Origin of the sequence: Janthinobacterium sp. JC611, from assembly GCF_018682595.1 — a bacterium.
Taxonomy (GTDB): domain Bacteria; phylum Pseudomonadota; class Gammaproteobacteria; order Burkholderiales; family Burkholderiaceae_D; genus Janthinobacterium.
In genome coordinates this window covers 60,068-85,371 of sequence record NZ_JAFLJN010000032.1, presented here as the reverse complement: position 1 = coordinate 85,371, position 25,304 = coordinate 60,068, and the positions used below count along the sequence as shown (strand labels likewise).

Below are 25,304 nucleotides of genomic sequence, written 5' to 3'. Positions count from 1 at the left end.
CCGCGCTTTTGCGCGCCGTTTTTTGATGCCGCGCAGCGGCGCGGCGGCACAGAAAAGTGCGGCCATTTTTTGATGGCGCGAATGCGTGCGAGGCGGGGAGTAAATATCGTTTCCGGACACGCTGGCGGCGGCATTTGGCATGCGATTGTGCGATAGCACGCGTAACGTGCAAAAAAGCGGGCGAAAACGTGTCGTGCCGGTTGCGCATTGACAAGGTTTTCGTGTACTTTATGAGATTGCAAATGCGAGCGTTAGAATGCGGGGTTTTTTAACCAGCGCGGTAGCGAAAAAACCTCGCAAAACAGGGATACAGATTTACACGGATATGCACAAAACCACACCGTTTTCGTCTGCCGCCGTGCCCGAATTTTTTCAGGCATGGCGGTTTTTTATTTGACGCATGGGTGTTGTGGCGAGCGCGATGCGAGGAGCGAAAAAACGCACGGCATCGAAAACGAATGACCGAATTCAGACTTTGCCACCAGCTGCGAGATAAAGCAGGGTGGCACCGACGATGGCTGAAGTGCTGCAAACGTGAGGAGTTGCAGCAGTTCAGCTGGTGCCGAATTCATTAGCGCAAACGACCGTTTGTGCCGATGAATAATTCGCCTGGCCTATCCCTGTGGTGGGTCGGACGGGTTTAAATCTTGTAGCTTAAATTTCTCATCTCAGATGAAGGAGAGACAAATGGCAACAGCCGCTAAGAAATCAGAAGTAAAGAAACCAGCCGCCAAGGCTGCTCCTGCCGCGAAGAAGCCGGCAGCCGCAGCCAAGACGGTTGCCGCTAAACCCGCTGCCAAAGCCGCAGCGAAACCAGCCGCCAAACCAGCCGCCAAAGCCGCAGCCAAGCCTGCGGCAAAAGCGGCTGCCAAGCCAGTAGCGAAAGCCGCAGCGAAACCTGCGGTCAAGGCAGCAGCCAAACCGGCCGCCAAGGCGGCAGCCAAGCCGGCAGCGAAAGCCGCAGCGAAACCTGCAGCCAAGCCTGTCGCGAAAAAAGCCGCAGCCAAACCGGCTGCCAAGGCGGCAGCCAAGCCAGCAGCAAAAGCCGCAGCCAAACCGGCCGCCAAGGCAGCAGCCAAGCCAGCAGTGAAAAAAGCCGCAGCGAAACCTGCAGCCAAGGCGGCAGCGAAACCAGCCGCCAAAGCGGCAGCCAAGCCAGCAGCGAAAAAAGTCGTCGCCAAGGCAGCAGCGAAGCCAGCAGCAAAAGCGGCAGCAAAACCTGCCGCCAAGGCAGCAGCCAAGCCAGCAGTGAAAAAAGCCGCAGCGAAACCTGCAGCCAAGGCAGCAGCGAAACCGGCCGCCAAAGCGGCAGCCAAGCCAGCAGCGAAAAAAGTCGTCGCCAAGGCAGCAGCGAAGCCAGCAGCCAAAGCGGCAGCCAAGCCAGCGGCCAAAGCAGCAGCCAAGCCAGCAGTGAAAAAAGCCGCAGCGAAACCTGCAGCCAAGGCAGCAGCGAAGCCAGCAGCCAAAGCGGCAGCCAAGCCAGCAGCCAAGGTAGCAGCGAAGCCGGCAGCCAAAGCGGCAGCCAAGCCAGCAGCCAAGCCAGCGGCCAAAGTCGCAGCGAAACCAGCAGCCAAGCCGGCGGCGAAAGCAGCAGCGAAACCTGCAGCCAAGCCAGCAGCGAAGCCAGCGGCCAAGGTAGCAGCGAAGCCGGCAGCCAAAGCGGCAGCGAAACCTGCCGCCAAGCCAGCCGCGGCGCCAGTCGTGGCAGCCGCACCAGCAGCAGCGCCGGCAGCAGCTCCAGCGGCACCAGCCGCCGTGGCCGCCAAGCCAGCCGCCAAGAAGGCCGCGCCTAAAAAGGCCGCGCCGAAGAAGGCAGCTCCTGTCGCCAAGCCATCGGCACCTATCGCACCTGTAGCAAAAACCGTGTTGGCGCCGGCTGCAGCCTGGCCATTCCCAACCAGCACCCGCCCATCGTAATTTCTACGATACGGGTGCCTGGATGAGGCAACACGCCGCTGTGTGACTCAATCACACAGCGGTTTTTTTTTGGAGAATTAGTCGTGCTGATCGTTATCCTTACATTGATCGTTGATACCATCGCCACCTTGCTGGGCGGCGTGTTGCTGCTGCGCTTCTGGATGCAGGCGGTGCGCGTGCGGCCGCCCTCGTCGGTGGCGCAATTCACGTTTCAATTGTCCGACTGGCTGGTGCGCCCCCTGCGCCGCGTGGTGCCGGGCGTGGGCGGGTATGACTGGGCCAGCCTGATCGGCGCCTTCCTGATCGTGCTGCTGGCCAGCTCGGTGCTGTTTATTTCCGGTTATCCCGTCGAGGTGGTGCTGCTCAAGTCGCTGCAACGCTTCCTGCAATGGATACTCTACGGTTTCATGGCCTTGCTGATCATCGAAGCCATCTTCAGCTGGGTCAACCCGCATGCGCCGCTGGCGCCGTTCGTACGGGCCCTGAACGAGCCGCTGCTGCGTCCGATCCGCAAGGTGGTGCCGCTGGTCGGCAGCCTGGACTTGTCGCTGCTGGTGGCGCTGATCCTGCTGCAGATCGCGCAGGTGCTGGTGGGGATGATTATTGTGGTGAGGTAAAACGAGAAGGTCGGCTTGGCGCCTGGGCGCAAGCCGACCGGACTACCTATTAATAGCGGTAGCCGAACGCCGCTTCGAACTGCTCGGCGATGCTCTCCGGCGTAAACACGTGGTTTTGCGCGCCCTGGGTGGCGATCTTGATGGCGCCCAGCAGGCTGGCCAGGCGGCCGCTGGTTTCCCAGCCCAGGTCGTTGGTGATGCCGAACAACAAGCCGGCACGGTAGGCGTCGCCACAACCGGTCGGGTCCAGCACTTCCTTGGCGGTCACGACTGGAATGTCGATGCGCTTGCCGTCCGTATAGATTTCCGAACCCTTTTCGCCACGCGTGACGATCAGCGCTTCCAGGCGGCTGGCGATGTCCGGCAGGGTCAAGCCCGTGCGCTCCATCAACATTTCCATTTCATAGTCGTTGGCCGACACATACGTGGCCTTGTTGATGAAGTCGATCAACTGTTCGCCATTAAAACGTGGCAACTGCTGGCCCGGGTCGAACATGAAGGGGATGCCCAGCTCGGCCAGGTCGGCGGCGTGCTTGAGCATGCCCTGGTCGCCGTCCGGCGAAATGATGGCGACCTTGGCCGGGCCCGCATTGGCGATCGGGTTTTCATGCGCAAACGACATGGCGCCCGGGTGGAAGGCATTGATCTGGTTATTGTCCGCATCGGCCGTGACGAAGCACTGCGCGTTGTAGCTGTCGGCCTTGATCAGGATGTTGGCGGTGGAAATGCCCAGCTTTTGCAGGCGCTCCAGGTAGGCGGCGCTATCTTGCCCCATGACGCCGACGATGCGCGGATCGCCGCCCAGCATTTTCAGGCTGTAGGCGATGTTGCCCGAGCAGCCGCCGAACTCCGTGCGCATGGTGGGCACGAGGAAGGAGACATTCACCTTGTGCAACTGGTCGGCAAGCAGGGATTCGCCGAAGCGGCCGGGGAATTGCATGATGGTGTCGGTGGCAAGCGAGCCGCAGATCAGCGATGTTTTTGTCATGATAGTGTCTGTTAGGGGTAAAAGATGGCGATATGGTAGCCAGACGCCGTGAGCTGGTCTAATGCGAAGTACAGTTTGATGGTTTGTTCCGAGCGCGGCGCAAAGCCCTGGCTCACGTCGATCGTGGCCGGCAGGTAGTCGCGCGGCGCGATCACGCGGCGCAGCACCGGCTTGTCGTTGGCGTCGTTGAGGGTCAGTTCGATGCTGGGCCAGGCTTGCACGCTGCGGCTCTGGTTGCGCAGCAGCGAGACGTAGGAGAAAGTTTGCTCCTTCAAGGTCTGCAACTCGCCTTGCTCGATGGCCAGCGCCTCGATCTGCGCCGGCAAGTCGACCTTGCAGCCGCTGAGCTTGCACAGCGCGACCAGGGTAGGCTTCCACTGCGGAAATTGCGCCGCCAGCGGATTGCGGAAGGTGGTCATCACTTGCAGGAATAACAAAAACAGCAGCACCACCGAACCGGCGGCCATGGCCACGCGCAAGGCCTTGCCGCTCTGTTCGCGGCGCCGGCCCAAGGTCACAAAGGCCGGCTCGTCGTCGGCCGGCGGCAGGACGGGCTCCTCCTGCTCCTCGGCCAGATCCGCTGCGATGATGGCGGCGGGCAGTGGCGTGAAGGAATGGTCGGCCAGGGTCGGTTCCCGGCGCGCAAAGCTGGCTGCGGCAGGTGCAGCCGGCAAGAGCTTGTCCAGGCTGACTTTTTCGGAGGCAGGCGATGCCGGCGCGGCGCCGGTTTCCAGGTTCGGTTCGCGGCGGCTGTCGCGCAGATACGTGGCGAAGGCGGGCGCGTCATCGACCTGGCGGCGCTTGAAGGGCGCCATCGGCTGGGGCAACGGTGGTTCGGGCGCCTCTGGCGCAATGGCCGCAGGCGCTTCGATCGGTGTGTCGGCCGGCGCCTCGGCCGGCAGGCTGACGTCGAGGTCCAGTTCGATGTGTTCGCCATCGTCTGCATCGTCCTTGAGCTGCGCCGTTTCCGGCAAGATGCCGAACGGGTCGAACGAGGTGTCGAAATCGAGGGAATAGATGGGTTCGTCGTCCGTGGCGGACGGCAGGATGTTGTCGGCCGGGTAACTGCTCGACAGCGGCGTGGCGGCGCCGGGAGCGGAGCTTAAAAACGGCGATGCCGCGGCCGGATCGACCAGCGCGGCATTGCCGTCAAACACTTCCCTGCACGTGCCACAGCGCACGATGCCCCCACGTAACTTCAACTGGTCAGCAGCGACCCGAAATATCGTGTTGCAATGGGGGCATTTGGTGGCGAGGGCCATTGCTGTGCTTATGCACCTTCCGCGCGGGGCGCAGGCGCTTGCGTGCTGCCCAGGCGGCCATGCAGGGCCACCCAGCCGTCTTGCTCGGCCCACACACCCAACTGGATGAACGGCGCATAGGCGGCGGCCACTTCTTCCGCCTGGCGCGCCAGCACGCCGGACAGGATCAGGGCGCCGCCGTCGGCAACGCGGCTAGAGAGCATCGGCGCCATCAGCTTCAATGGGCTCGACAGGATGTTGGCGACGACGATGTCAAACTTGGCCGTGGCGTGTGCCGAGGTGGCAAACGTGTCTGGCAAGAAATATTCGATCTCGCATTGGTTGCGTTCGGCATTGTCGCGCGCCGATTCGATCGCCTGCGGGTCGATGTCGACGCCGGCCACGGCGTGCGCACCGAGTTTCTTGGCCACCATGGCCAGGATGCCGGAACCGCAACCGTAGTCGAGCACGGTCTTGCCGGGAGCAGGGTTCGCTTCCAGCCATTCCATGCACAGGCGCGTGGTCGGATGGCTGCCCGTGCCGAAGGCCAGGCCCGGGTCCAGTTCCAGGATCAGGCCGTCCGGGTCCGGTGCCTCGTGCCAGCTGGGTACGACCCAGATATTCTTGCCGATGTGAATCGGCGCGAATTGCGACTGCGTCAAACGCACCCAGTCCTGCTCTTCCACGGGGCGCATGGCAAAGGCGGGTACTTCCGTCATGCCGACGGCCTGGGCGGCGGCGGCCACGATGGCGGCCTGGTCGGCGTCGACGTCGGTCAGCGCCACCACGCGGCTGCGTTCCCACGCCGCTTCCTTCGGTTCCATGCCGGGTTCGCCAAACAGCGGTTGCTCGGCATCCGTGCCTTCATCGGCGTCTTCCACCGAGACCGACAGGGCGCCCGCTTCCATCAACGCGTCGGACATGGCCTCGGCGTTGTCACGGGCGATTTCGATGACGATTTCCGTCCAGCTCATGCGCCCGCCTTGATTTCGGATTTCTTGGCGATGCTGGGGCTGCCGCCATTCAGGTTCTTGCCCAGGTCCGGCATGTCGGCCAGCTTCTGTTCCAGATAGTGAATGTTGGTGCCGCCTTCGATGAAGCGCGCGTCGATCATCAGTTCGCGGTGCAGGGCGATATTCGTGTTGATGCCTTCGACCACCATTTCGGACAGGGCGATCTGCATGCGGCGGATCGCTTGCTCGCGCGTGGCGCCGTAAGCGATCACTTTGCCGATCATCGAGTCGTAGTGGGGCGGCACGTAGTAGCCGGCGTAGGCGTGCGAGTCGACGCGGATGCCTGGACCGCCCGGCGCATGCCACGACACGATCTTGCCGGGCGACGGCGTGAACTTGAACGGATCTTCCGCGTTGATGCGGCACTCGACGGCGTGGCCCGACAGCATGACGTCGCGCTGGCGGTAGCGCAGTTTCTCGCCGGCGGCGATGCGGATCTGTTCTTGCACGATGTCGATGCCGGTGATCATCTCGGTGACCGGATGTTCCACTTGCACGCGGGTATTCATTTCAATGAAATAGAACTCGCCGTTTTCGTACAGGAATTCAAACGTGCCGGCGCCGCGGTAGCCGATCTTGCGGCACGCTTCGGCGCAACGGTCGCCAATTTTCTCGATGAGCTTGCGCGGGATGCCCGGCGCCGGTGCTTCTTCGATCACCTTCTGGTGGCGGCGCTGCATGGAGCAGTCGCGCTCGCCCAGCCAGACGGCGTTCTTGTGTTCGTCGGCGAGGATCTGGATTTCCACGTGGCGCGGATTTTCCAGGTACTTCTCCATATACACTTCAGGGTTGCCGAAGGCCGTGCCGGCTTCCGTCTTGGTCATCGCCACGGCGTTGATCAGGGCCGCTTCCGTGTGCACCACGCGCATGCCGCGTCCGCCACCGCCACCGGCGGCCTTGATGATGACCGGGTAGCCGATCTTGCGGGCAATTTGCACGATCGCTTTCGGATCGTCCGGCAAGGCGCCTTCCGAGCCGGGCACGCACGGTACGCCAGCCTTGATCATGGTTTGCTTGGCCGACACTTTGTCGCCCATCAAGCGGATCGATTCGGAACGGGGGCCGATGAAGACGAAGCCGGATTTCTCGACGCGTTCGGCAAAGTCGGCATTTTCCGACAGGAAGCCATAGCCTGGGTGAATCGCTTGCGCATCCGTCACTTCCGCGGCGCTGATGATGGCGGGCATGTTCAGGTAGCTCAGTGCGGACTGTGCCGGGCCGATACAAACGGATTCGTCGGCCAGCTTGACGTATTTCGCGTCCTTGTCGGCTTCGGAGTGGACTACAACCGTTTTAATGCCCATTTCGCGGCAGGCGCGCTGAATACGGAGGGCAATTTCACCACGGTTGGCAATCAGGATTTTTTCAAACATGGTAGGTTCGCGTATGTCTGTGAGAGCCGGCGAGCCGGCGAAACAACAAGTGTGAGGGGCTAAAACTGCAAACGGCCGTTGCCGGCCGTGTGGACTGGGTTTTAGCCGATCACAAACAAGGGTTGACCGAATTCGACCGGTTGGCCGTTTTCGACCAGGATCTGGGTCACGACACCGGCTTTGTCGGAGTCGATTTCATTCAGGAGCTTCATCGCTTCGATGATGCACAGGGTATCACCTTCCTTGACGGTCGAGCCCACTTCAACATAGGCGGCGCTGCCAGGAGCGGAGGAGCGGTAGAAGGTGCCGACCATCGGCGACTTGACCACATAGCCCGTTGGCTCGGCGGCGACCACGACGGCGGCGGCAGCTGGTGTCGGTGCGGCGGCTGGCGCGGCTGGCTGGTATTGGGCTGGCATGCCTTGCGGCTGCATCATGACCATCTGGTTTTGCGGCATGGCCGACGATTTGACGATGCGAACCTTGCTTTCGCCTTCGGTAACTTCCAGCTCTGCGATATCCGATTCGGCGACCAGGTCGATCAAGGTCTTGAGTTTTCGTAGATCCATGTAAAACCCCTAGGAATGTAGTTTGTTTTATGAGTGATGCGGTGATGTCCAGAACCTATCGCCGCGCTAAATGCGTGCAGATCGCGTAGATTAACGTTTTTTAAGCGCAAAGTCGATGGCAAACCGATATCCATCGATACCCAGCCCGCAGATCGTCCCCTGCGCGATCGCGCTGAGAAATGAGTGATGTCGAAACGTTTCGCGTTGATAAATATTCGAGATATGGACTTCCACGAACGGGATGGCGACCCCGGCCAGCGCATCGCGCAAGGCGACGCTGGTATGGGTCAGGCCGCCCGGATTGATGACGATGGCATCGATCCCTTCCGCTCGCGCGGCATGGATGCGGTCGATCAGCGCGCCTTCGTGGTTGCTTTGAAAGCAAACCAGGTCGGCGCCGGCCGCCATGGCTTGCGCCATTGCTGCCTGCTCGATATCGGCCAAGGTGCTGGCGCCGTAGACCTCAGGCTCGCGCGTTCCCAGCAAATTCAGGTTGGGACCGTTGAGCAGAAGGAGGTTTTTTGCCATGTATGGAAGACCGTTTTAGCGAAAGTTCCGCATTTTGCCGCCAAAGATACGCATTGGCAAGAGAAAAAAGCACGCTCCGAATTTACAATTTATCCAGATCGGCGCGCAACTGATCAAATTTCAAGCGGCCCAGATAGGTCTTTTTGACTTCGCCATCGGCGCCGATCAGCACCGTAAAGGGCAAACCGCCCGTGGCATTGCCAAAATGACGCGACAGGTCGGTGCCGCTCATGCCGGACACATACACGGGATAGGCGATCTTGAACTTGCTGGCAAAGGTGGCAATATTGCTGGCCGAATCGATGCCGATGCCGATCACCTGCAGGTTTTTCGCCGCATAATGGCCTTGTACTTCGGATAACTCCGGCATTTCTTCCACGCAAGGCGGGCACCACGGCGCCCAGAAATTCACCAGCACATTCTTGCCTTTCCATTGCGACAAGGCTTGCGTGGTGCCCGCCGCGTCCGGCAAGGACAGCGCATACAGCTCGTTGACGGGCCCCGTCGCGCCCGGCGCGATGGTCGTCGTCAGCGGTCCCGCTGCTTTCGCTTTTTCCTTGCTCAAACCGACGTAGGCGCCCATGCCGCCAAACATCAGCGCCACGATGGCGCAGGCGATCCAATTCTTTTTTGTCATAACTTTATCTATATCAATGTTAGTCGGCAGCCGGCACGCCATCGGCGAGGCTGGCGGCGAGCAGGCTGCGCAGCCCGGCGATGTCGGTGCGCAGCACCTTGCCGTCCGCCTTGGTTTTCAGCGCGCCGCGCATATCGTCGAGCTCATACATGGCCGCGTGCACGCCTTCGTTTTTCCACAAAAAACTGGCCGTCTCGACCGCATCATAACGCGCTCCCTTGAAATGCGGGCTTTCCGACATGTCGAGCACGACATTTTTATTCAGCAGGAAGAGGTGGATATCCTTGGCGCTCTCGGCAAACAGCTGCAAATAGATCTCGTCATGGGGACCGGCCGTGCCATTGAGTACGGGGCCGCTGAGCAGAGGATGAAATTGTTGCAACGCTTCCATCACCTGCAGCGCGATCGTGCGCAGCTGGAACAGCCGCGCCGGCTGGCTGTCGGCCAGGAACAGGGCATTGTATTGCCGCACCTGCTCCTCGATCATGTCGTTGTCGGGCAGTATATTCGGCCGGTTCGGCGCGTCGCCCAGGACTTGCCGCGCCGCCTTGCGCTTGGCGCTGCCATAGTCGGCGCCATCCTGCGCCACGAGGCGCGCGGCAGCGGCGGCGATTTCCAGGCGCAACTGCGCGCTATCGTCAAATGCATCGTTCGTCATGAGCGAGATGATACTCCGAAGCGGAAAAAGTCATGGCGTCAGGTAAAATCCTGCACTTGCACTTTTTTATCTCACCGTCTTACTTACTAACCGAGCACCTTTCGCACTGATCACATGCATATTCATATTCTCGGCATTTGCGGTACCTTCATGGGCGGCCTGGCTGTCCTGGCCAAGGAAGCCGGCCATAAAGTCACTGGTTGCGATGCCAACGTGTATCCGCCGATGAGCACCCAGCTGGAATCGCAGGGAATCGAACTGATCCAGGGCTTTGATCCGGAACAAACCAAGCTGAACCCGGATTTGTATGTGATTGGCAATGTGGTCTCGCGCGGCAACCCGCTGGTGGAAGAAATCCTCAACCGCAGCCTGCCCTACGTGTCCGGCCCGCAGTGGATCGGCGAACACATCTTGCGTAATCGGTGGGTGCTGGCCGTGGCCGGCACGCATGGCAAGACGACCACCTCGGCCATGCTGGCCTGGATACTCGAAGACGCGGGCTACGCGCCGGGCTTCCTGATCGGCGGCGTGCCGATGAACTTTGGCATTTCCGCGCGCCTGTCCGGCAAGATCGACGGCAAGAGCGCCGAGTCGGACTTCTTCGTCATCGAAGCCGATGAATACGACACGGCTTTCTTCGACAAGCGCAGCAAGTTCGTGCATTACCACGCGAAGACGGCGATCATGAATAACCTGGAATATGATCACGCCGACATCTTCCCCGATCTGCACGCGATCGAGACGCAATTCCACCATCTGGTACGCACGGTGCCCGGCATCGGCCGCCTCGTTTTCAACGGCGATGAAGCATCGCTGCAGCGCGTGCTGGCGCGCGGTTGCTGGAGTGAAAAGGAAAGTTTTGGTCAGGATGCCAACTGGCAACTGCAAGAGCAGGCCGATGGCAGCTTCGACGTATATTTCAATGGCCAGCAGGAAGGCCATGTGGCGTGGAACCTGACTGGCAAGCACAACCGCAGCAATGCGCTGGCGGCCATCGCCGCCGCGCGCCACGTGGGCGTGCCCATTGCCCAGGCGTGCGCCGCGCTGGCCACCTTCGAGAGCGTCAAGCGCCGCATGGAAGTGCGCGGCGTGGTCAACCACATTACCGTGTACGACGATTTCGCGCATCACCCGACGGCCATTGCCACCACCGTGGGCGGCTTGCGGCAAAAAATCGGTGCCAGCGCCCGCATCCTGGCCGTGCTGGAACCGCGTTCGAACACCATGAAGCTGGGCGCCATGAAAGATGCGCTGCCTGGCAGCCTCAAGGATGCCGACCTGGTCTTCGGTTTCGGCAGCCAGCAAGCGCTGGGCTGGAGCCTGGGCGACGCGCTGGCGCCGCTGGGCAAGATTGCCAGCGCCTACGAAGACATCGACGCGCTGGTGGCGGCCGTGGCGGCAAGCGCCCGTCCCGGCGACCAGATCGTGGTCATGAGCAATGGCGGCTTTGGCGGCGTGCACCAGAAATTGCTGGAGGCGCTGGGCCGATGATTCTGTACCTGCATGGATTCCGCTCGTCGCCCCTGTCGATGAAGTCGCGCCTGCTGGCCGCGCAGATGCAGGCGCTGGGCCGCGAGGCGGAGTGGCTGTGCCCGCAATTGCCGGCCTCGCCCAAGCTGGCCATCGCACTGGCGCTGTCGCTGGTGAACGACGTGGCGCCGGCCGGCCTGACCATCATCGGCTCGTCCTTGGGCGGCTATTACGCCACCTGGCTGGCCGAACGGCTCGGTTGCCGCGCCGTGCTGCTCAATCCCGCGATCGTGCCCTTGATCGACCTGGAACAGCATGTGGGCGTGACGACCGAGTTCCATTCGGACAAGCCATTCGAGTTCAAGCGCGAATACATAGCCGAGCTGCGCACGTTTGCCGTAGAGAAAATTACGCAGCCGCAACGTTATTTCCTGATTGCCGCCACCGGCGATGAAGTGCTCGACTACCGCGACATGGTGGCGCATTATCAGGGGGCGCGGCAACTGGTCATCGATGGCAGCGACCATGGCATCAGCGAATTTGCCGATTACGTGGCGCACGTGCTGGCCTTTTGCGGCATCGATGCGGACGCTGCCCGGTGAGGCCGGGTTCGCTGCGCCAGGCGCGATGGCATGCGCACGTGAACGCCGTCAATGCGCCGCCGGCCTTGCGCCACTGGCTGACGGGCGGCGGTTCGCTGACGGCCAAGCTGAAAGCGCATAGCAGCGCATTTCGCGTGCAATGTTTGCATCAGGAAACGGCGCGCTGTTTGACGGACGAGGCGGCCATCATCGGTTTGCACCGCGCGGGCCGGGTGTGGGAACGCGAAGTGCTGTTGCGTTGTGATAACAAACCGGCCGTGTTTGGCCATACCGCCGTGCCCATGCAGGCGACGGCCACGGACTGGCCCCTGTTTTCCGCGCTGGGCGAGCGTTCGCTGGGCACGACCCTGTTTGGCGACCGCATGGTGCGGCGTGGCACCCTTGAATTTGCCCGTCTGCGCGCCGGGCACCCGCTGGTGCAGCGGGCGCAGGCGGCGCTGGCCCTGGAAGGGGCGCGCGCCAGCGACAAGGCCTTGTTTTTTGCCCGCCGCTGCCTGTATCAGCGTCACCAGGGATTGCTGCTGGTAACAGAAGTATTTTTGCCGGCGGTGCTGGAGTTGACGTCCGTCACTCGCACCGTTGCAACCGACACATTAATAAACAAAGCATAACAATGAATCTATTTTTTGAAGAATCCGGCGATTTCAAGGTCGGCACGGTCCTGTCGCAAGCGGGTGAAGCGTATCAGGTCGAAATGGCCAGCGGCAAGCGCACCAAGGTCAAGATCAAGGACGTGCTGCTGCAGTATGAAAAGCCGGCCCCGGCCGAGCTGCTCGAGCATGCCAAGGTTGTTGCTGCCGAGATCGATCTCGATTTCCTGTGGGAAGTGGCGGGCGAAGACGAGTTCGGCTTTGCCGAGCTGGGCGCCGAGTATTTCGGCCACGCACCGTTGCCGCCGGAAGCGGCCGGCCTGATCCTGGCTCTGCATTCGGCGCCCGTGTATTTCTACAAGAAAGGCCGTGGCCGCTACAAGGCGGCGCCGGAAGCGTCGCTGAAGGCGGCCCTGGCCGGCATCGAAAAGAAAAAGCAGCAGGCGCTGGTGCAGGCCGCTTACGTGGAAGAGCTGAAACAGAACCGCTTGCCCGCCCCGATGCAGCCCATGGTGCTGCAACTGCTGTTCAAGCCGGACAAGAACACCATCGAATACAAGGCGCTGGAAGCGGCGTGCACGGAATTGCACACGACGCCGCCGCGTTTGATGCTGGCCGTCGGCGGTATTGCTTCGCCGAAAGACCTGCACCTGTCGAAATTCCTCTTTGAAAACTTCCCGAAAGGCGCCGGCTTCCCCAACGTGCCGGTGCCATCCGTGACGGCCAAGCTGCCGCTGGCCGACGTGGCCGCCTTCTCGATCGACGACGTGACCACCACCGAGATCGACGACGCCTTCTCCGTGCAGCCGCTGCCGGACGGCACCGTGAAAGTAGGTATTCACATTGCCGCGCCGGGCCTGGGCATCCGCCCGGAAGACGTGATCGACAAGATGGCGCGCCAGCGCATGTCGACCGTCTACATGCCGGGCGACAAGATCACCATGCTGCCGGACGAAATCGTGAATGCTTTCACGCTCGCGGAAGGCACGACGTGCCCGGCCCTGTCGCTGTACGCGACCCTGGACCCGAAAGCCGACTGGGCCGTGGTCAGCACGCAGACGCGCGCCGAACTGGTGCCGATCGCCAGCAACTTGCGGCATAACCAGCTCGACGACGTGGTCAACGAGGAAACCCTGGCCAGCGGCGAAGGCGAGTATCCGCACAAGGCGGACTTTGCCGTGCTGTGGCAATGGGCGCAGCAGCTGGAACAGGGTCGCATGAAGAAGCGCGAAGCGTTCGGCCTGAAGCCGGAACAGAATAACCGCGTCGATTTCAATTTCTATGTGGAAAATGACATCGTCACCGTGGCGCGCCGCAAGCGTGGCGCGCCGCTGGACAAGATCGTCGCCGAACTGATGATTTTTGCCAACAGCACGTGGGGCAAGATGCTGCACGACCATGGCGTGCCGGGCATCTACCGCAGCCAGGGCGGCGGCAGCGGCAATAGCTGGGCGGCAAAGATGCAGGTGCGCATGGTCACCCATGCGGCGCCGCACCAGGGCCTGGGCGTGGATCAATACGCGTGGAGCACGTCGCCCCTGCGCCGCTACACGGATCTGGTGAACCAGTGGCAAATCATCGCTTGCGCCGAGCATGGCGTGACGGCGCCGCTGGTGGCGCCGTTCAAGCCGCGCGACGCGAACCTGTTCGCCATCGTCTCGGCCTTCGACGCCGCGTATGCCGCGTATGGCGATTTCCAGTCGAACATGGAACGCTACTGGTGCTTGCGCTGGCTGCACCAGGAAAACGCGCGCCAGGTCGATGCCGTCGTGCTGAAAGATGAAATCCTGCGCCTGGTCGACATTCCGCTGGTCATCAAGCTGCCGGGCATGCCGTCCGTGGCGCGCGGTGCGCAGGTCAAGCTGGATCTCTTGCGCTGGGATGAGGTCGACCTGAGCATCGAAGCGCGCCTGCTGGAAATCGCCGCCGTGCCGGAGGCAGCGGCCGACGATGCCGAGCTGGACTACGAAGAAGACGCGGGCGAAGTAGGCGCGGCGGAAGCATCGCCGGAAGCGGCCAACCAGGTCGGCGACGCCGAGGCGGAAGTGGCGGAACTGGCCAGCGAAGACGTGGTCAGCGAACCCGAAGTCAAGTAAGGCGCCAGCAAGGCCGCAGGGCGGCGCCGAAAACTGTTGCCGGCGCCGCCCTTTGACGTAGAATTCAGCCATCTTGTATGGTGTGCTTGTAGCGAACTGGGTTGCGCGTGAAGTCTTTCCGAGAGAATCGTTTCCTGATGATAGCCGTGGCGGTATCGCTGCTGGCGCACGGCGCCTTGCTGGCGACGCATTTTGTCGCCCCGGCACCGCAGCGGGCCATCGCCACCGATCCCGGCCTGGAAGTGATCCTGGTCAACGCCAAGCATGCGAACAAGCCGCTGAAGGCCGATGCCCTGGCGCAAGCCAACCTCGACGGCGGTGGACAGGCCGACAAGGGCCGCGCCAAGTCGCCCTTGCCGGACATGCGCAAGGTGGAGGAGGGCGACAGCGTCAAGGCCAGCGCCCGGCGCATTGCCGAGCTGGAGCAGAAGCAGCAGGAATTGCTGACCCAGGCGGCCAGGCCGACGCCCTACAGCGCCGCGCCCGTCACGGAAAAGGACAAGCCCAATCCGCTCGCGTCCGGTTCGGACTTGATGGAAAGCAGCAAGGCCATCGCGCGCATGGCGGCCGAGATCAGCCAGACCGTGGAAGACCAGAATAAACGTCCGCGCAAGACTTTCATTACGCCCAGCACGCAGGAGGTCGGCTATGCCATGTATTACAAGACCCTGCAAAAGCGCATCGAGGAAATCGGCACCCTGAATTTCCCGCAAAAGAATGGCCGCAAGATGTATGGCGAACTGGTTGTCTACATCCCCATCTTCCAGGACGGCACGATTTACCAGAAGGAAGGCGGCGTGCGCGTCGAGAAAAGCTCGGGCAACCCCGCGCTGGACGCGGCGGCCCTGGCCATCGTGCGCCGCGCGGCGCCCTTCGGCCGTTTCCCACCGAACATGTTATCGAGTGACAAGGATGACCTGTGGGTCGTCATCACCCGCTTCAAATTTACGCGCGAAGAAAAAATGGAAGCTAACCTGACTGGCGGCAGCAATTGAACAAGAGTGAAATGAATCCAGATCAATATTGCGTCTTCGGCAATCCCATCGCCCACAGCAAGTCCCCCCTGATCCACGCCGCGTTTGCCTTGCAGACGGGCGAGCCCATCGTGTATGAGCGCCGGCTGGCGCCGCTGGACGGCTTTGCCCTGGCGGCCCGCACGTTTGCCGCCGAGGGCGGCAAGGGCGCGAACGTGACGGTGCCCTTCAAACTGGATGCGTGCGCGCTGGCCACCGTCCTGACGCCGCGGGCCAGGGCCGCCGGCGCCGTCAATACCCTGCGTTTCGATGGCGACACTATTCTTGGCGACAATACCGATGGCGCGGGCCTGGTGGCCGACATCGTGCGCAACGCGGGCGTGGCCATCGCCGGCAAGCGCATCCTGCTGCTGGGCGCGGGCGGCGCGGCGCGCGGCGTCGTGCTGCCCTTGCTGGAACAGGGGCCGCAGGAAATCTTCATTGCCAACCGCACCGTGGCCACGGCCGAGGCGCTGGTGGCGCAGTTTGCCGACGCGCTGGCGCACCCCGGTCAGCTGCGCGCCGGCGGCTACACGCAGCCCGGCGGCGTCTTCGATATCGTCATCAATGCCACCTCGGCCAGCCTGGCGGGCGACTTGCCGCCCGTGCCGCCGGGTATCTTCGGCAGCCACACGCTGGCGCTGGACATGATGTACGGCGCCCGGCCCACCGTCTTCATGGACTTTGCCGCGCAACATGGCGCGCAGGTGCGCGACGGCCTGGGCATGCTGGTGGAGCAGGCGGCCGAAGCATTTGAGGTGTGGCGCGGCGTGCGGCCGCAAACGCAGGACTTGCTGGCGCAATTGCGCGGTGCCCTGTGAGCGCCGGCAAGAAGGGCGCGCGCAAGGGCGGCAGCGGCGGCCGCTACGGCTGGATCAAGTGGCTGTTCATCGTGCCCGTGCTGGCCTTTATCGTCGTGCAATTGTATTTCTTCCTGCAAATCTGGTGGTGGGTCGACCATAATCCGTCCAGCACGGCGTTCATGCGCGAACAATTGTCCGTCTTGCAGGACAAGAATCCCAACGCCACGATCCAGCAGACGTGGGTGCCGTACAACCGCATCTCGAACAATCTGAAACGGGCCATCATCGCTTCGGAAGACGCGAATTTCTCCGAACATGAAGGCGTGGACTGGGAAGCCTTGCAAAAGGCATATGAAAAAAACAGCAAGAAGCAAAAGGTCGTGGCGGGCGGCTCCACCATCACGCAGCAGCTGGCGAAGAATCTGTTCCTGTCCGGTTCGCGCAGTTACGTGCGCAAGGGCCAGGAGCTGATCATCACGTACATGCTGGAAAGCCTGATGGAAAAGCAGCGTATTTTCGAGATTTACCTGAACGTGGTGGAATTTGGCACGGGCATCTTCGGCGCCGAGGCGGCCGCGCGCCACTATTATCATGTCAGCGCGGCGTCCCTGAGCGCGGCGCAGGCGGCGAAACTGGCCGTGATGCTGCCGAATCCCCGCTTTTACGACCGTCACCGCGATACGGGCTACCTGAACCGGCGCACCAGTGTCATCCTGCGCCGCATGGGGGCGGCGGAATTGCCTTGATGGCGGCCGGCTTTCTTGGCATAAAATAAAAGCTGCCTGATTGGCACTATTGCGGCGCAGCATCTTAATCGGCTCCGTTGGTGCAACGCCGCACTTTTTCCGTGAAAAAGCGGTGCCGGGGGTGGTCGTGAAAAGGCCTTTGCGGGTACACTTGCGCTGTTTTCATTTTTGGCGCCAGCGCCAGCACATCACGATAACCCAACATCCGGCTGAGAGCGCGCATGATCAATGTCTTTGTATTACAGAATGGCCGGCTCAACCAGGTGCCGATCGACAGCCGCGCAGACCTCGAAAATGCCGAACCGGTGTGGGTCGACCTGACCGACCCCACCGATGATGAACGGGCCTGGGTCAAGGCCATCTACAACGTCACCCTGCCGGGCGAAGACGAAGTCAAGGATATTGAAGCATCGGCTCGCTATTACGAAGCGGAAAACGGCGACTTGCACTTGCGCACGGACTTCTTGCGCGAAGAGGACGACGGCCCCTCGCGCGTCATCACCGTGGCCTTCATCCTGGCCCGCAAGATTTTGTTTTCCATGCATACGGACGACTTGCCCGTGTTCCGCCTGGTGCGCATGCGCGCCCGTTCGCGGCCCGGCTCGATCGCCGACTACATGGACGTGCTGCTCGACCTGTACGCCACCGATGCCGAATATTCGGCCGACGTGCTCGAAGGTATCTACCAGAACCTGGAAGAAGTCAGCACGCGCGTGCTGCAAAAGGAATTTACCGATGCGCACGCGGCCGAAGCGCTGAACGCGATTGCCCACGAGGAAGATTTGAATGGCCGTATCCGCCGCAACATGATGGATACGCGCCGCGCCGTCAGCTTTCTGATGCGCGGCCGGCTGCTCAATTCCGAGCAGTTCGAGGAAGCGCGGCAGATTTTGCGCGACATCGAATCGCTCGATGGCCACACGTCTTTCCTGTTCGATAAGATCAACTTCCTGATGGATGCCACCGTCGGCTTCATCAACATCAACCAGAACAAGATCATCAAGATCTTCTCGGTGGCCAGCGTGGCCTTCCTGCCGCCCACCCTGATCGCCAGCGTGTACGGCATGAACTTCAAGCTGATGCCGGAACTGGAATGGTCGTTCGGCTATCCGTGGGCCTGGGGCCTGATGGTCACCAGCGCCATCGCGCCCTTCCTGTACTTCCGCCACCGCGGCTGGCTGAAATAAACCATCTCGCCGCATCGCCGGGACGCTTCCGCGTCCCGCTTTCCAGGCGAGCGCAGCAATTTCAAAAATCGGCGATAATCACTGGTATTGCGTGGTATTGAATTGGTATTTACGCGTCAACGCTAGCCTGGCGCCCGATTCTTCCCCCGCAGTCTGCTGTTTGCAGAAAAGTATCGTCATTCGGACGTTTTCTGCGTGGTAGCGTCCGCCTGTTCCATCTATGCTCGTTGCGATGCCAGCCTTGGCCGGCTGGCCGCCGCATTTCCCGTCACCGTTGCCTTCTGGAGAGTCCATGCCTGATACCGTCGCCCCCCCACTGCGCTTTACCCATTTGATCAGCGATTGCGATGGCGTGCTGATCGACAGCGAAGCCGTGGCCCTGCAAGCGCTGCTGGAACTGCTGGCGCCGCGCCTGCCGAACCTGCCCGAAGGCGTCACCCTGCAAGGTTTGATCGAGCCGCGCCTGGGCCAGCGCCTGGTGCCGCTGATGCAGGATATCTACAAGGAACTGGGCTTGCCGCAATTGCCGGCCGACGAGATCATGTCCATCGGCAACGCCGTCGATGCGGCCTGCGACGCGCAATTGCGCGCCGTGCCCGGCGTGGCGCAGGCGCTGGCCGCCATTCCCCTGCCCAAGGCCGTGGCCTCGAACAGCGTCAGCGCGCGCGTGCTGTCGGCGCTCGAGCGGACTAGCATGGCGCCGCTGTTCGACAGCCGCGTCTTCACGCCGGACCTGGTCGGCCATGCCAAGCCGCATCCGGGCGTCTACCTGGCGGCGGCGGCCGCGTTTGACGTGCCGCCGGGCCAGTGCCTGGTGCTGGAAGACAGCGTCACGGGCGTGACGGCCGCCGTGGCGGCGGGCATGACGGTATTGGGATTCATCGGCGGCGGGCATATCGCCGCCGGCCAGGAAGACAGGTTGAAAGCGGCCGGCGCGCACGTCGTGTTCAGCGACATGGCCAGCCTGCCGGCGCTGGTGGCCGCGGTGATGGACACCGCGGCGGTGTAACTTTACGCGAGCTTGGCAAACACCTTGCGCGCGGCGGCGATGGTGGCGTCGATGACGGCATCGCCGTGCTGCGCCGAGACGAAGCCCGCCTCGAAGGCGGCGGGCGCGAAATACACGCCTTCGTCCAGCATGGCGTGGAAGAAGGCGTTGAACTTGCTGCGGTCGCCCGCCATCATTTCCGCATAGCTGGTCGGTGGCGTTGCGCTGAAATAGATGCCGAACATGCCGCCGATGGAATCGGCGCAGAAGACCACGCCGGCCTCCTGTGCGGCGGCGCTCAGGCCTTCGGCCAGGCGCTTGGCCGTGGCGCCCAGCTGCGCGTAGAAGCCGGGCTGCTGGATCAGTTTCAAGGTGGCCATGCCTGCCGCCACGGCGACCGGGTTGCCCGACAACGTACCGGCCTGGTAGACGGCGCCCAGCGGCGCCATGTGGTGCATCAGCGCCGCGCTGCCGCCGAAGGCCGCCACCGGCATGCCGCCGCCGATCACCTTGCCCAGCGCCGTGAGGTCGGGCTGGATGCCGTACAGCGCCTGCGCGCCGCCCAGGGCCACGCGCAAGCCGCACATGACTTCATCGAAAATGAGCAGGGCGCCGTGCTGCGTGCACAGTTCGCGCATCGCCTGCAGGAATGCCGGCGTGGCTTTCACCAGGTTCATGTTGCCGGCCACGGGTTCGACGATGACGCAGGCGATTTCCGCGCCGAAGCTGTCGAAGGCGTCCTTCAGCTGTTCCACGTTGTTATAGTCGAGCACCAGGGTGTGCTTGACGAAATCTTCCGGCACGCCGGCCGACGTCGGGTTGCCGAAGGTGAGCAGGCCGCTGCCCGCTTTCACCAGCAGCGAATCGGCGTGGCCGTGGTAGCAGCCCTCGAACTTGACGATCTTGTCGCGTCCCGTGGCGCCGCGCGCCAGGCGCAGGGCGCTCATGGTCGCTTCCGTGCCCGACGAGACCAGGCGCACCTGCTCGATCGACGGCACCAGGCGCGTGATTTCCTCGGCCATCAGCACTTCGCCTTCGGTCGGCGCGCCGAACGACAGGCCCAGCGCGGCCGCATCCTGTACCGCCTTGACCACTTCCGGGTGCGCGTGGCCGACGATGGCCGGGCCCCACGAGCCGATGTAGTCGATATAGCGCTTGCCGTCCGCGTCCCAGAAGTAGGGGCCTTCGGCGCGCGTGATGAAACGCGGCGTGCCGCCCACGGAGCGGAAGGCGCGCACGGGTGAATTGACGCCGCCTGGCGTGGTTTTTTGTGCGCGGGCAAACAGGATGTCGTTCTGTGAAGTCGTCGTCATGATAATCGTGCCTTGAAAGTGGATCGTTGTCTGTGTCGTCTGGTCGGTGTCTATTGGGCGCCGCGCTGGCGCTGTTGCCGGAACAGCCGGTTCGGCACCAGCTTGCCCATGCCGTGGCGCTGCGCGTGGGACAGCGCGCCGGCCGTGAATTCCTGCGCCGCCACCACCACCTGCGGCACATCGTCTTCCTTTTCAGCCAGGGCCAGCAGGGCGGTGGCCGCCGCCGACAGGGTGCTGCCGGCGCCGTTGAAGATGCCGGGCAGGTGCTGCCATTCGTCGTGGCGCACCACGCCGTCCTCGCCGAACAGGGTATTGGCGCGCAGCTTGCCTTCGGCCGTGCCGGACTTGCTGGCGTCGGCCGGCATGCCGGTGACGAGCACGTACTCGCAGCCCAGCGCCACCAGGTAATCGACGTCGTTCTGCAGCGTGTCGTCCGGATCGGCGTCGCGCCAGGTTTCGGCCAGGCGCTCCAGTTCCACCGGCGAGAGCACCAGCAGGGTCGTTTGCGGGATCAAGAGCTGGCGCACGGCCGTGAGGATGTCTTCGTCGTCCATGCCCTGTTCCGGCAGCGCCGAAATGAAGGGATCGAGGATCAGCGGCACCTCGGGATAGTCGGAGACGATTTCGGCGATGGCCGTGACGTTTTCCACGCTGCCCAGCGCGCCGATCTTGATGGCGGCGACGGACATGTCTTCCAGCAGCACGCGCGCCTGGTCGGAAACCCAGTCCGGGTCGACCGCCTGCAGGTCTTCCACGCGCGCCGTATCGCTGATCAAGAGGCCCGTGGTGACGGACAGGCCATGGCAGCCGAAGGCTGAAAAGGTGGCCAGGTCGGCCTGGATGCCGATCGCGCCGACCGGATCGGACACGCCGAAGCTTAATATGAGGGGAGAAGTTTGGTTTTGCACGGCGGGTAGATTAAGATACCTAATTCAGCATTTTACTTGATTGAAGGGTGGCAGAACGTGAGTAGCAACGAAACAACGCAGCAATTCCAAACGTGGATGTGTCTTATTTGCGGCTGGGTTTATGATGAAGCGGCCGGTCTGCCCGACGAAGACATCGCTCCGGGCACGCGTTGGGCCGATGTTCCGATGAACTGGACCTGTCCTGAATGCGGTGCGCGCAAGGATGATTTCGAGATGGTGGCGATTTAATCAATCAAGGTGCATGGGATGGCGCCGCACGCAGGTATCGCGGCTGCCTGTGCTATGGTATGAAAGATTGTCGAATAATTACATGACGCGTCCCTTTTTGCCCGAGGCACCGTCCGATGCCGAGCGCGCCAGCGCCACCATACTCGTCATCGACGACAGCGCGACGATACGCAGCGCGGCCGCGAAGATCCTGGGCGAGGCCGGTTATCGCGTGGTGGTGGCGGAAAACGGCTTCGAGGCCCTGGCCAAGATCGCCGACTGCCAGCCGGCGCTGATCGTGTGCGATATCGTGATGCCGCGCCTGGACGGCTACCGCACCTGTGCGCTGATCAAGGCCAGCGCGGCGTATCACACCACGCCGGTGCTGATGCTGTCGTCGAAGGAAGGCTTGTTCGACCGCGCGCGCGGCGCCATGGCTGGCGCCAGCGCCTGCCTGGCCAAGCCGCTGGCGCGCGAGGCGCTGCTGGCGGCCGTGCGCTTGCACCTGGCCGGGCATTTTGAATAAGTAGTTTTATTGATTGACAACGCAGCAAGGAAGCAGATGGCCATACACACAATTCTGATCGTCGATGACTCGCCGACAGAACGCTACTACCTGAGCGAGATGCTGGTGCGTGCCGGTTATGCCGTCCTCACGGCGCAGGACGGCGCCGACGCGCTGGCGCAACTCAAGCAGGCCAGGCCCGACCTGATCCTGATGGACGTGGTGATGCCCGGTGCGAATGGCTTCCAGATCACGCGCGCCATCGCGCGCGATCCCGAGCTGCAGGACGTGCCGGTGATTATCTGCTCCAGCAAGAGCCAGGAAACGGATCGCATCTGGGGCTTGCGCCAGGGGGCGCGCGATTACCTGGTCAAGCCGGTGGTGGAAGCCGAGCTGCTGGCCAAGATCGCCGCGATTTCCTGAACATGCCGACGATGCCAGGTCCCGGCGTGCCCACCGCGGCTTACCCGTCCGCCGCCATGCCATCCTTCGAGACGGGCGCGCGGCAGGGGCGCTTGCGCCAGTATCAGCTGCAATTGATCGAGCGGATACAGGCCGCGCGCAGCGGCGCGCTGGCGGCGCGCAAGGAGCTGGGCGTGATGCTCGGTGGCCGGCCGTGCCTGCTCGACCTGACGCAGCTCGGCGAAATCGTCATTGCCGCCGGCGTGCAGATCCAGGGCGTGCCGCTGGCGCAGGACTGGTACCTGGGCCTGGCGGCCATGCGCGGACGCCTGACGGCGGTCGTCGACCTGGCCCGCTACATGGGCGAAGCGGCTTGCGTACCGGGCCATCACAGCCGCATCATCACCTTTTCTCCGCGCCTCGGCCTCAATTGCGCCTTGCTGGTCGAACGCGTGCTGGGCTTGCGCCAGTTGCGCGCGATGCAGCCCGTGCGGGATGCGGCGCAGGGCGGGTTCCCAGCGTGGGCGGCGCAGGCGCTGCGCGACGGTGAAGGGCAGCAGTGGCTGCGCCTGGACCTGGCGCAGCTGGCGCAAGCGGAGCGCTTCCTCGACGCCGGCTTTGGCGGCCTGCCTGACCACAAGGATATTTGCTGATGGGCGCCAATTCTCCGATCCTGGCGGCCGGCATGCCCGAAGCGCAGCACGCTCCAGACGCGCCGGCATCGGCGGCCGACCTGCCGCTGCGCCTGCGCGACGCGCTGGGACGGCGCAAGTCGCTGGCCAGCGCGCCGGCCGGGGACTGGAAGCTGCCGCTGATCGGCCATTTGCCGCTGCAAAAACAATTGAGCATCCTGTCGACGGTGATGGCCCTGAGCCTGGCCGCCAGCCTGCTGTTCGTCGGCCTCAATACGCGCAGCGGCAATATCGCCTCGGCGCAGACGCAACTGGCCAGCGACGCGCTGATGCATTCGCAGCGCATCGGCAAGGCCGCGCCGAACGCCGTGCAAGGCAATCCGGAAGCCTTCCGCCAGCTCGAGGAAAGCCGCAATGAACTGAACCAGGATTTCCGCCTGATGCTGCGCGGCGGGACGTATCACGGGCGCGATATCGGCGAGTCGCGCTCCGCCTTGCTGGCGGCGGTGGCTGACGCGCGCAAGAAGTGGGCCAGCAGCGACCGCGCGGCCAGCACCATCCTGCGCCTGAAACCGGAGCTGGGCGAATTCGACAAGACCTTGCAGCAATTGAATGCGCTGTCGCCGGCGCTGCTGGCGCAGGCCGAGGAAGTCGCGGCCCTGAAGGTGCAGCGCGGCGGCACTGCGCGCGACCTGGCCGTCATCGGCCGCCTGATGATGCTGAGCCAGCGCATGAGCCGCAGCGCCAGCGAGTTCCTCTCGTCGGGCAGCATCAGCTCGGAAACGGCGTTTTCGCTGGGGCGCGACACGACGTATTTCCGCACGGCCGTCGAAGGCTTGCTCAATGGCAGCGTGTCGCTGCAATTGGCGCCCACGCGCGACGCCGAACTGCGCGACCGGCTCGTCGCGCTGAAGGCCAGTTTCGACACGTACCAGAAGCTGGTCTCGTCGATACTCGACCGGCTCGACAAATTCAGTTCGGCGAAAAGCGCCGAACAGCTGATCTTCAACGAAAATGAAGACCTGCGCCAGCGTTTGACCCTGCTGCAGCAGATGTACCACGTGAACCAGGAAAGCCTGGGCGTCGCCTTCTGGATGATGGTCGGCGGCGTGCTGCTGACCCTGATCGCGGCGGCCGGCATCGGCAGGGTGCTGCTGCAGGACTCCGTCAACCGCACGCGCGACGCCGAGCGGCGGCGCCAGGAAGCGGAAATCCTGCGCCTGCTGTCGCAGGAACAGGAGGAGCAGGCCAAGGCCAAGAATGAACAGAACCAGGCGGCCATCCTGCGCCTGATGAACGAATTGCAGAAGGTCGCCGACGGCGACCTGACGGTACAGGCCACCGTGTCCGAGGACATCACGGGCGCCATCGCCGATTCCGTCAACTACACGGTCGAGGAATTGCGCGGCCTGGTGGGCAGGGTGACGGCGACGGCCGAACAGGTCAACCGCGCCTCGACGCAGGCGCAAAGCATCTCGAGCAAGCTGCTGATCGCATCGCAGCAGCAGTCGCGCGAAATCCAGGGCGTCAGCGCCACCGTGGTCAAGATGGCCAATGCGATTACCGACGTGTCGAAGTCGGCCAGCGTCTCGGCCGACGTGGCGCGCCAGTCGGTGGCGGCGGCGCAGCAGGGTTCGACGGCGGTGGAAAACGCCATCAAGGGCATGCATGAAATCCGCGAGCAGATCCAGGATACCTCCAAGCGCATCAAGCGCCTGGGCGAATCGTCGCAGGAAATCGGCGAAATCACCGAGCTCATTTCCGACATCACCGAGCAGACCAATGTGCTGGCGCTGAACGCCGCCATCCAGGCCGCTTCGGCCGGCGAGGCGGGGCGCGGCTTCTCGGTCGTCGCCGAGGAAGTGCAGCGCCTGGCCGAACGTTCGGCCGCCGCCGCCAAGCAGATCGGCGCGCTGGTGCGCACCATCCAGGCCGATACCCAGGATGCGACGCGGGCGATGGAAACCTCCACGCAGGGCGTGGTCGAAGGCGCGCGCCTGTCGGACGCGGCCGGCGCCGCCTTGAGCGACATCAGCCAGGTGTCGAAACACCTGGCCGAACTGATCCAGGGCATCTCGTTCGCCACCGGCACGCAGGCCGGTTCGGCCAGCGGCGTGGCCTTGAATATCCAGCATATCCTGAGCGTCACGGAACAGACCCAGGATGGCACGCAGCAAACGGCGCAATCGATCCATAAACTGTCGATGCTGGCGCAGGAACTGAAAAATTCGGTGTCGCGCTTCCGCGTCGCCGCCTGAACGCCGCGCCAGTCCAGGCGAT

General features: G+C 63.0%; 27 protein-coding genes. 15 read left to right on the top strand and 12 right to left on the bottom strand.

Annotated elements, in window-relative coordinates:
• Positions 1–668 precede the first annotated feature (668 nt).
• Positions 669–908 (bottom strand): hypothetical protein, encoded by a 240-nt coding sequence (locus J0O65_RS20445; RefSeq protein WP_215409048.1) that lies wholly within the window; start codon positions 906–908, stop codon positions 669–671.
• Complete coding sequence (locus J0O65_RS20440) at positions 905–1,747, bottom strand: hypothetical protein (protein ID WP_215409047.1); 843 nt, start codon at positions 1,745–1,747, stop codon at positions 905–907. The genes J0O65_RS20445 and J0O65_RS20440 overlap by 4 nt, the downstream gene beginning before the upstream one ends.
• A gap of 253 nt (positions 1,748–2,000) precedes the next feature.
• On the opposite strand from J0O65_RS20440, the gene J0O65_RS20435 reads away from it, so the two are divergent.
• Positions 2,001–2,534: a YggT family protein gene (locus J0O65_RS20435; RefSeq protein WP_034780256.1), complete on the top strand. Its 534-nt coding sequence runs from the start codon at positions 2,001–2,003 to the stop codon at positions 2,532–2,534.
• Positions 2,535–2,583: 49 nt separating this feature from the next.
• Here J0O65_RS20435 and J0O65_RS20430 read toward each other — a convergent pair whose 3' ends face one another.
• From J0O65_RS20430 to J0O65_RS20395, 8 genes are all read right to left on the bottom strand, one after another.
• Positions 2,584–3,522, bottom strand: a complete 939-nt coding sequence (locus tag J0O65_RS20430; RefSeq protein ID WP_034780255.1) for a carbohydrate kinase family protein — start codon at positions 3,520–3,522, stop codon at positions 2,584–2,586.
• Between the two features lie 11 nt (positions 3,523–3,533).
• Complete coding sequence (locus J0O65_RS20425) at positions 3,534–4,784, bottom strand: DUF3426 domain-containing protein (RefSeq protein ID WP_215409046.1); 1,251 nt, start codon at positions 4,782–4,784, stop codon at positions 3,534–3,536.
• A gap of 8 nt (positions 4,785–4,792) precedes the next feature.
• The gene (gene prmA, locus J0O65_RS20420) at positions 4,793–5,737 is read right to left on the bottom strand and encodes a 50S ribosomal protein L11 methyltransferase (RefSeq protein ID WP_215409045.1); all 945 of its coding nucleotides are present in this window, start codon (positions 5,735–5,737) and stop codon (positions 4,793–4,795) included.
• A complete protein-coding gene (accC, locus tag J0O65_RS20415; RefSeq protein ID WP_086137069.1) occupies positions 5,734–7,149 on the bottom strand; it encodes an acetyl-CoA carboxylase biotin carboxylase subunit in 1,416 nt (471 codons plus the stop codon). Before accC ends, prmA begins: the two co-directional genes overlap by 4 nt.
• A gap of 101 nt (positions 7,150–7,250) precedes the next feature.
• Complete coding sequence (gene accB / locus J0O65_RS20410; protein ID WP_215409044.1) at positions 7,251–7,718, bottom strand: acetyl-CoA carboxylase biotin carboxyl carrier protein; 468 nt, start codon at positions 7,716–7,718, stop codon at positions 7,251–7,253.
• A gap of 90 nt (positions 7,719–7,808) precedes the next feature.
• Positions 7,809–8,246 (bottom strand): type II 3-dehydroquinate dehydratase, encoded by a 438-nt coding sequence (gene aroQ, locus J0O65_RS20405; protein ID WP_034746628.1) that lies wholly within the window; start codon positions 8,244–8,246, stop codon positions 7,809–7,811.
• An 82-nt stretch (positions 8,247–8,328) separates the two neighbouring features.
• Complete coding sequence (locus tag J0O65_RS20400; protein WP_215409043.1) at positions 8,329–8,883, bottom strand: TlpA family protein disulfide reductase; 555 nt, start codon at positions 8,881–8,883, stop codon at positions 8,329–8,331.
• A gap of 19 nt (positions 8,884–8,902) precedes the next feature.
• Positions 8,903–9,541, bottom strand: coding sequence for a hypothetical protein (locus J0O65_RS20395; RefSeq protein WP_215409042.1), 639 nt, complete (start codon positions 9,539–9,541; stop codon positions 8,903–8,905).
• 114 nt (positions 9,542–9,655) lie between these two features.
• Here J0O65_RS20395 and mpl point away from each other — a divergent pair, with 114 nt between their 5' ends.
• From mpl to J0O65_RS20350, 9 genes are all read left to right on the top strand, one after another.
• Entirely contained in the window at positions 9,656–11,032 is a 1,377-nt protein-coding gene (gene mpl / locus J0O65_RS20390; RefSeq protein WP_215409041.1) for a UDP-N-acetylmuramate:L-alanyl-gamma-D-glutamyl-meso-diaminopimelate ligase, read from the top strand.
• The gene (locus J0O65_RS20385; RefSeq protein WP_215409040.1) at positions 11,029–11,613 is read left to right on the top strand and encodes a YqiA/YcfP family alpha/beta fold hydrolase; all 585 of its coding nucleotides are present in this window, start codon (positions 11,029–11,031) and stop codon (positions 11,611–11,613) included. The genes mpl and J0O65_RS20385 overlap by 4 nt, the downstream gene beginning before the upstream one ends.
• Complete coding sequence (locus J0O65_RS20380) at positions 11,610–12,224, top strand: chorismate--pyruvate lyase family protein (RefSeq protein WP_215409039.1); 615 nt, start codon at positions 11,610–11,612, stop codon at positions 12,222–12,224. The genes J0O65_RS20385 and J0O65_RS20380 overlap by 4 nt, the downstream gene beginning before the upstream one ends.
• A gap of 2 nt (positions 12,225–12,226) precedes the next feature.
• The gene (locus J0O65_RS20375) at positions 12,227–14,299 is read left to right on the top strand and encodes a ribonuclease catalytic domain-containing protein (protein WP_215409038.1); all 2,073 of its coding nucleotides are present in this window, start codon (positions 12,227–12,229) and stop codon (positions 14,297–14,299) included.
• Positions 14,300–14,436: 137 nt separating this feature from the next.
• A complete protein-coding gene (locus J0O65_RS20370) occupies positions 14,437–15,294 on the top strand; it encodes an energy transducer TonB family protein (protein ID WP_215409087.1) in 858 nt (285 codons plus the stop codon).
• Positions 15,295–15,305: 11 nt separating this feature from the next.
• The gene (aroE, locus tag J0O65_RS20365; protein WP_215409037.1) at positions 15,306–16,133 is read left to right on the top strand and encodes a shikimate dehydrogenase; all 828 of its coding nucleotides are present in this window, start codon (positions 15,306–15,308) and stop codon (positions 16,131–16,133) included.
• On the top strand, positions 16,115–16,861 hold the full coding sequence (mtgA, locus tag J0O65_RS20360; RefSeq protein WP_502793581.1) for a monofunctional biosynthetic peptidoglycan transglycosylase: 747 nt from the start codon (positions 16,115–16,117) through the stop codon (positions 16,859–16,861). Before aroE ends, mtgA begins: the two co-directional genes overlap by 19 nt.
• 221 nt (positions 16,862–17,082) lie before the next feature.
• Positions 17,083–18,048, top strand: coding sequence for a magnesium/cobalt transporter CorA (gene corA, locus J0O65_RS20355; protein ID WP_077408488.1), 966 nt, complete (start codon positions 17,083–17,085; stop codon positions 18,046–18,048).
• Positions 18,049–18,340: 292 nt separating this feature from the next.
• Positions 18,341–19,057: an HAD-IA family hydrolase gene (locus J0O65_RS20350; protein ID WP_215409036.1), complete on the top strand. Its 717-nt coding sequence runs from the start codon at positions 18,341–18,343 to the stop codon at positions 19,055–19,057.
• 2 nt (positions 19,058–19,059) lie between these two features.
• On the opposite strand, the gene hemL is transcribed toward J0O65_RS20350, so the two are convergent.
• Both hemL and thiD read right to left on the bottom strand, forming a co-directional pair.
• Positions 19,060–20,349, bottom strand: coding sequence for a glutamate-1-semialdehyde 2,1-aminomutase (gene hemL / locus J0O65_RS20345; protein ID WP_215409035.1), 1,290 nt, complete (start codon positions 20,347–20,349; stop codon positions 19,060–19,062).
• A gap of 50 nt (positions 20,350–20,399) precedes the next feature.
• Positions 20,400–21,257 carry a bifunctional hydroxymethylpyrimidine kinase/phosphomethylpyrimidine kinase gene (gene thiD, locus J0O65_RS20340; protein ID WP_215409034.1) on the bottom strand — a complete coding sequence of 286 codons (858 nt, stop codon included), beginning with the start codon at positions 21,255–21,257 and terminating at the stop codon, positions 20,400–20,402.
• A gap of 96 nt (positions 21,258–21,353) precedes the next feature.
• Here thiD and J0O65_RS20335 point away from each other — a divergent pair, with 96 nt between their 5' ends.
• From J0O65_RS20335 to J0O65_RS20315, 5 genes are all read left to right on the top strand, one after another.
• Positions 21,354–21,506 carry a rubredoxin gene (locus J0O65_RS20335; RefSeq protein WP_038488910.1) on the top strand — a complete coding sequence of 51 codons (153 nt, stop codon included), beginning with the start codon at positions 21,354–21,356 and terminating at the stop codon, positions 21,504–21,506.
• A gap of 82 nt (positions 21,507–21,588) precedes the next feature.
• Complete coding sequence (locus J0O65_RS20330; RefSeq protein ID WP_215409033.1) at positions 21,589–22,011, top strand: response regulator; 423 nt, start codon at positions 21,589–21,591, stop codon at positions 22,009–22,011.
• Positions 22,012–22,047: 36 nt separating this feature from the next.
• Complete coding sequence (locus J0O65_RS20325; RefSeq protein WP_034780235.1) at positions 22,048–22,413, top strand: response regulator; 366 nt, start codon at positions 22,048–22,050, stop codon at positions 22,411–22,413.
• 2 nt (positions 22,414–22,415) lie between these two features.
• Positions 22,416–23,045 (top strand): chemotaxis protein CheW, encoded by a 630-nt coding sequence (locus J0O65_RS20320; protein ID WP_251373867.1) that lies wholly within the window; start codon positions 22,416–22,418, stop codon positions 23,043–23,045.
• Positions 23,045–25,282, top strand: a complete 2,238-nt coding sequence (locus J0O65_RS20315) for a methyl-accepting chemotaxis protein (protein ID WP_215409032.1) — start codon at positions 23,045–23,047, stop codon at positions 25,280–25,282. The genes J0O65_RS20320 and J0O65_RS20315 overlap by 1 nt, the downstream gene beginning before the upstream one ends.
• The last annotated feature ends 22 nt before the right edge of the window (positions 25,283–25,304 follow it).

Coding starts and splice junctions, on each gene's coding strand:
- J0O65_RS20430 (WP_034780255.1), bottom strand. CDS start 3,522: ATGACAAAAACATCGCTGATCTGCGGCTCGCTTGCCACCGACACCATC.
- J0O65_RS20425 (WP_215409046.1), bottom strand. CDS start 4,784: ATGGCCCTCGCCACCAAATGCCCCCATTGCAACACGATATTTCGGGTC.
- prmA (WP_215409045.1), bottom strand. CDS start 5,737: ATGAGCTGGACGGAAATCGTCATCGAAATCGCCCGTGACAACGCCGAG.
- accC (WP_086137069.1), bottom strand. CDS start 7,149: ATGTTTGAAAAAATCCTGATTGCCAACCGTGGTGAAATTGCCCTCCGT.
- accB (WP_215409044.1), bottom strand. CDS start 7,718: ATGGATCTACGAAAACTCAAGACCTTGATCGACCTGGTCGCCGAATCG.
- aroQ (WP_034746628.1), bottom strand. CDS start 8,246: ATGGCAAAAAACCTCCTTCTGCTCAACGGTCCCAACCTGAATTTGCTG.
- J0O65_RS20400 (WP_215409043.1), bottom strand. CDS start 8,883: ATGACAAAAAAGAATTGGATCGCCTGCGCCATCGTGGCGCTGATGTTT.
- J0O65_RS20395 (WP_215409042.1), bottom strand. CDS start 9,541: ATGACGAACGATGCATTTGACGATAGCGCGCAGTTGCGCCTGGAAATC.
- mpl (WP_215409041.1), top strand. CDS start 9,656: ATGCATATTCATATTCTCGGCATTTGCGGTACCTTCATGGGCGGCCTG.
- J0O65_RS20385 (WP_215409040.1), top strand. CDS start 11,029: ATGATTCTGTACCTGCATGGATTCCGCTCGTCGCCCCTGTCGATGAAG.
- J0O65_RS20375 (WP_215409038.1), top strand. CDS start 12,227: ATGAATCTATTTTTTGAAGAATCCGGCGATTTCAAGGTCGGCACGGTC.
- J0O65_RS20370 (WP_215409087.1), top strand. CDS start 14,437: ATGATAGCCGTGGCGGTATCGCTGCTGGCGCACGGCGCCTTGCTGGCG.
- aroE (WP_215409037.1), top strand. CDS start 15,306: ATGAATCCAGATCAATATTGCGTCTTCGGCAATCCCATCGCCCACAGC.
- corA (WP_077408488.1), top strand. CDS start 17,083: ATGATCAATGTCTTTGTATTACAGAATGGCCGGCTCAACCAGGTGCCG.
- J0O65_RS20350 (WP_215409036.1), top strand. CDS start 18,341: ATGCCTGATACCGTCGCCCCCCCACTGCGCTTTACCCATTTGATCAGC.
- hemL (WP_215409035.1), bottom strand. CDS start 20,349: ATGACGACGACTTCACAGAACGACATCCTGTTTGCCCGCGCACAAAAA.
- J0O65_RS20335 (WP_038488910.1), top strand. CDS start 21,354: ATGTGTCTTATTTGCGGCTGGGTTTATGATGAAGCGGCCGGTCTGCCC.
- J0O65_RS20330 (WP_215409033.1), top strand. CDS start 21,589: ATGACGCGTCCCTTTTTGCCCGAGGCACCGTCCGATGCCGAGCGCGCC.
- J0O65_RS20325 (WP_034780235.1), top strand. CDS start 22,048: ATGGCCATACACACAATTCTGATCGTCGATGACTCGCCGACAGAACGC.
- J0O65_RS20320 (WP_251373867.1), top strand. CDS start 22,416: ATGCCGACGATGCCAGGTCCCGGCGTGCCCACCGCGGCTTACCCGTCC.
- J0O65_RS20315 (WP_215409032.1), top strand. CDS start 23,045: ATGGGCGCCAATTCTCCGATCCTGGCGGCCGGCATGCCCGAAGCGCAG.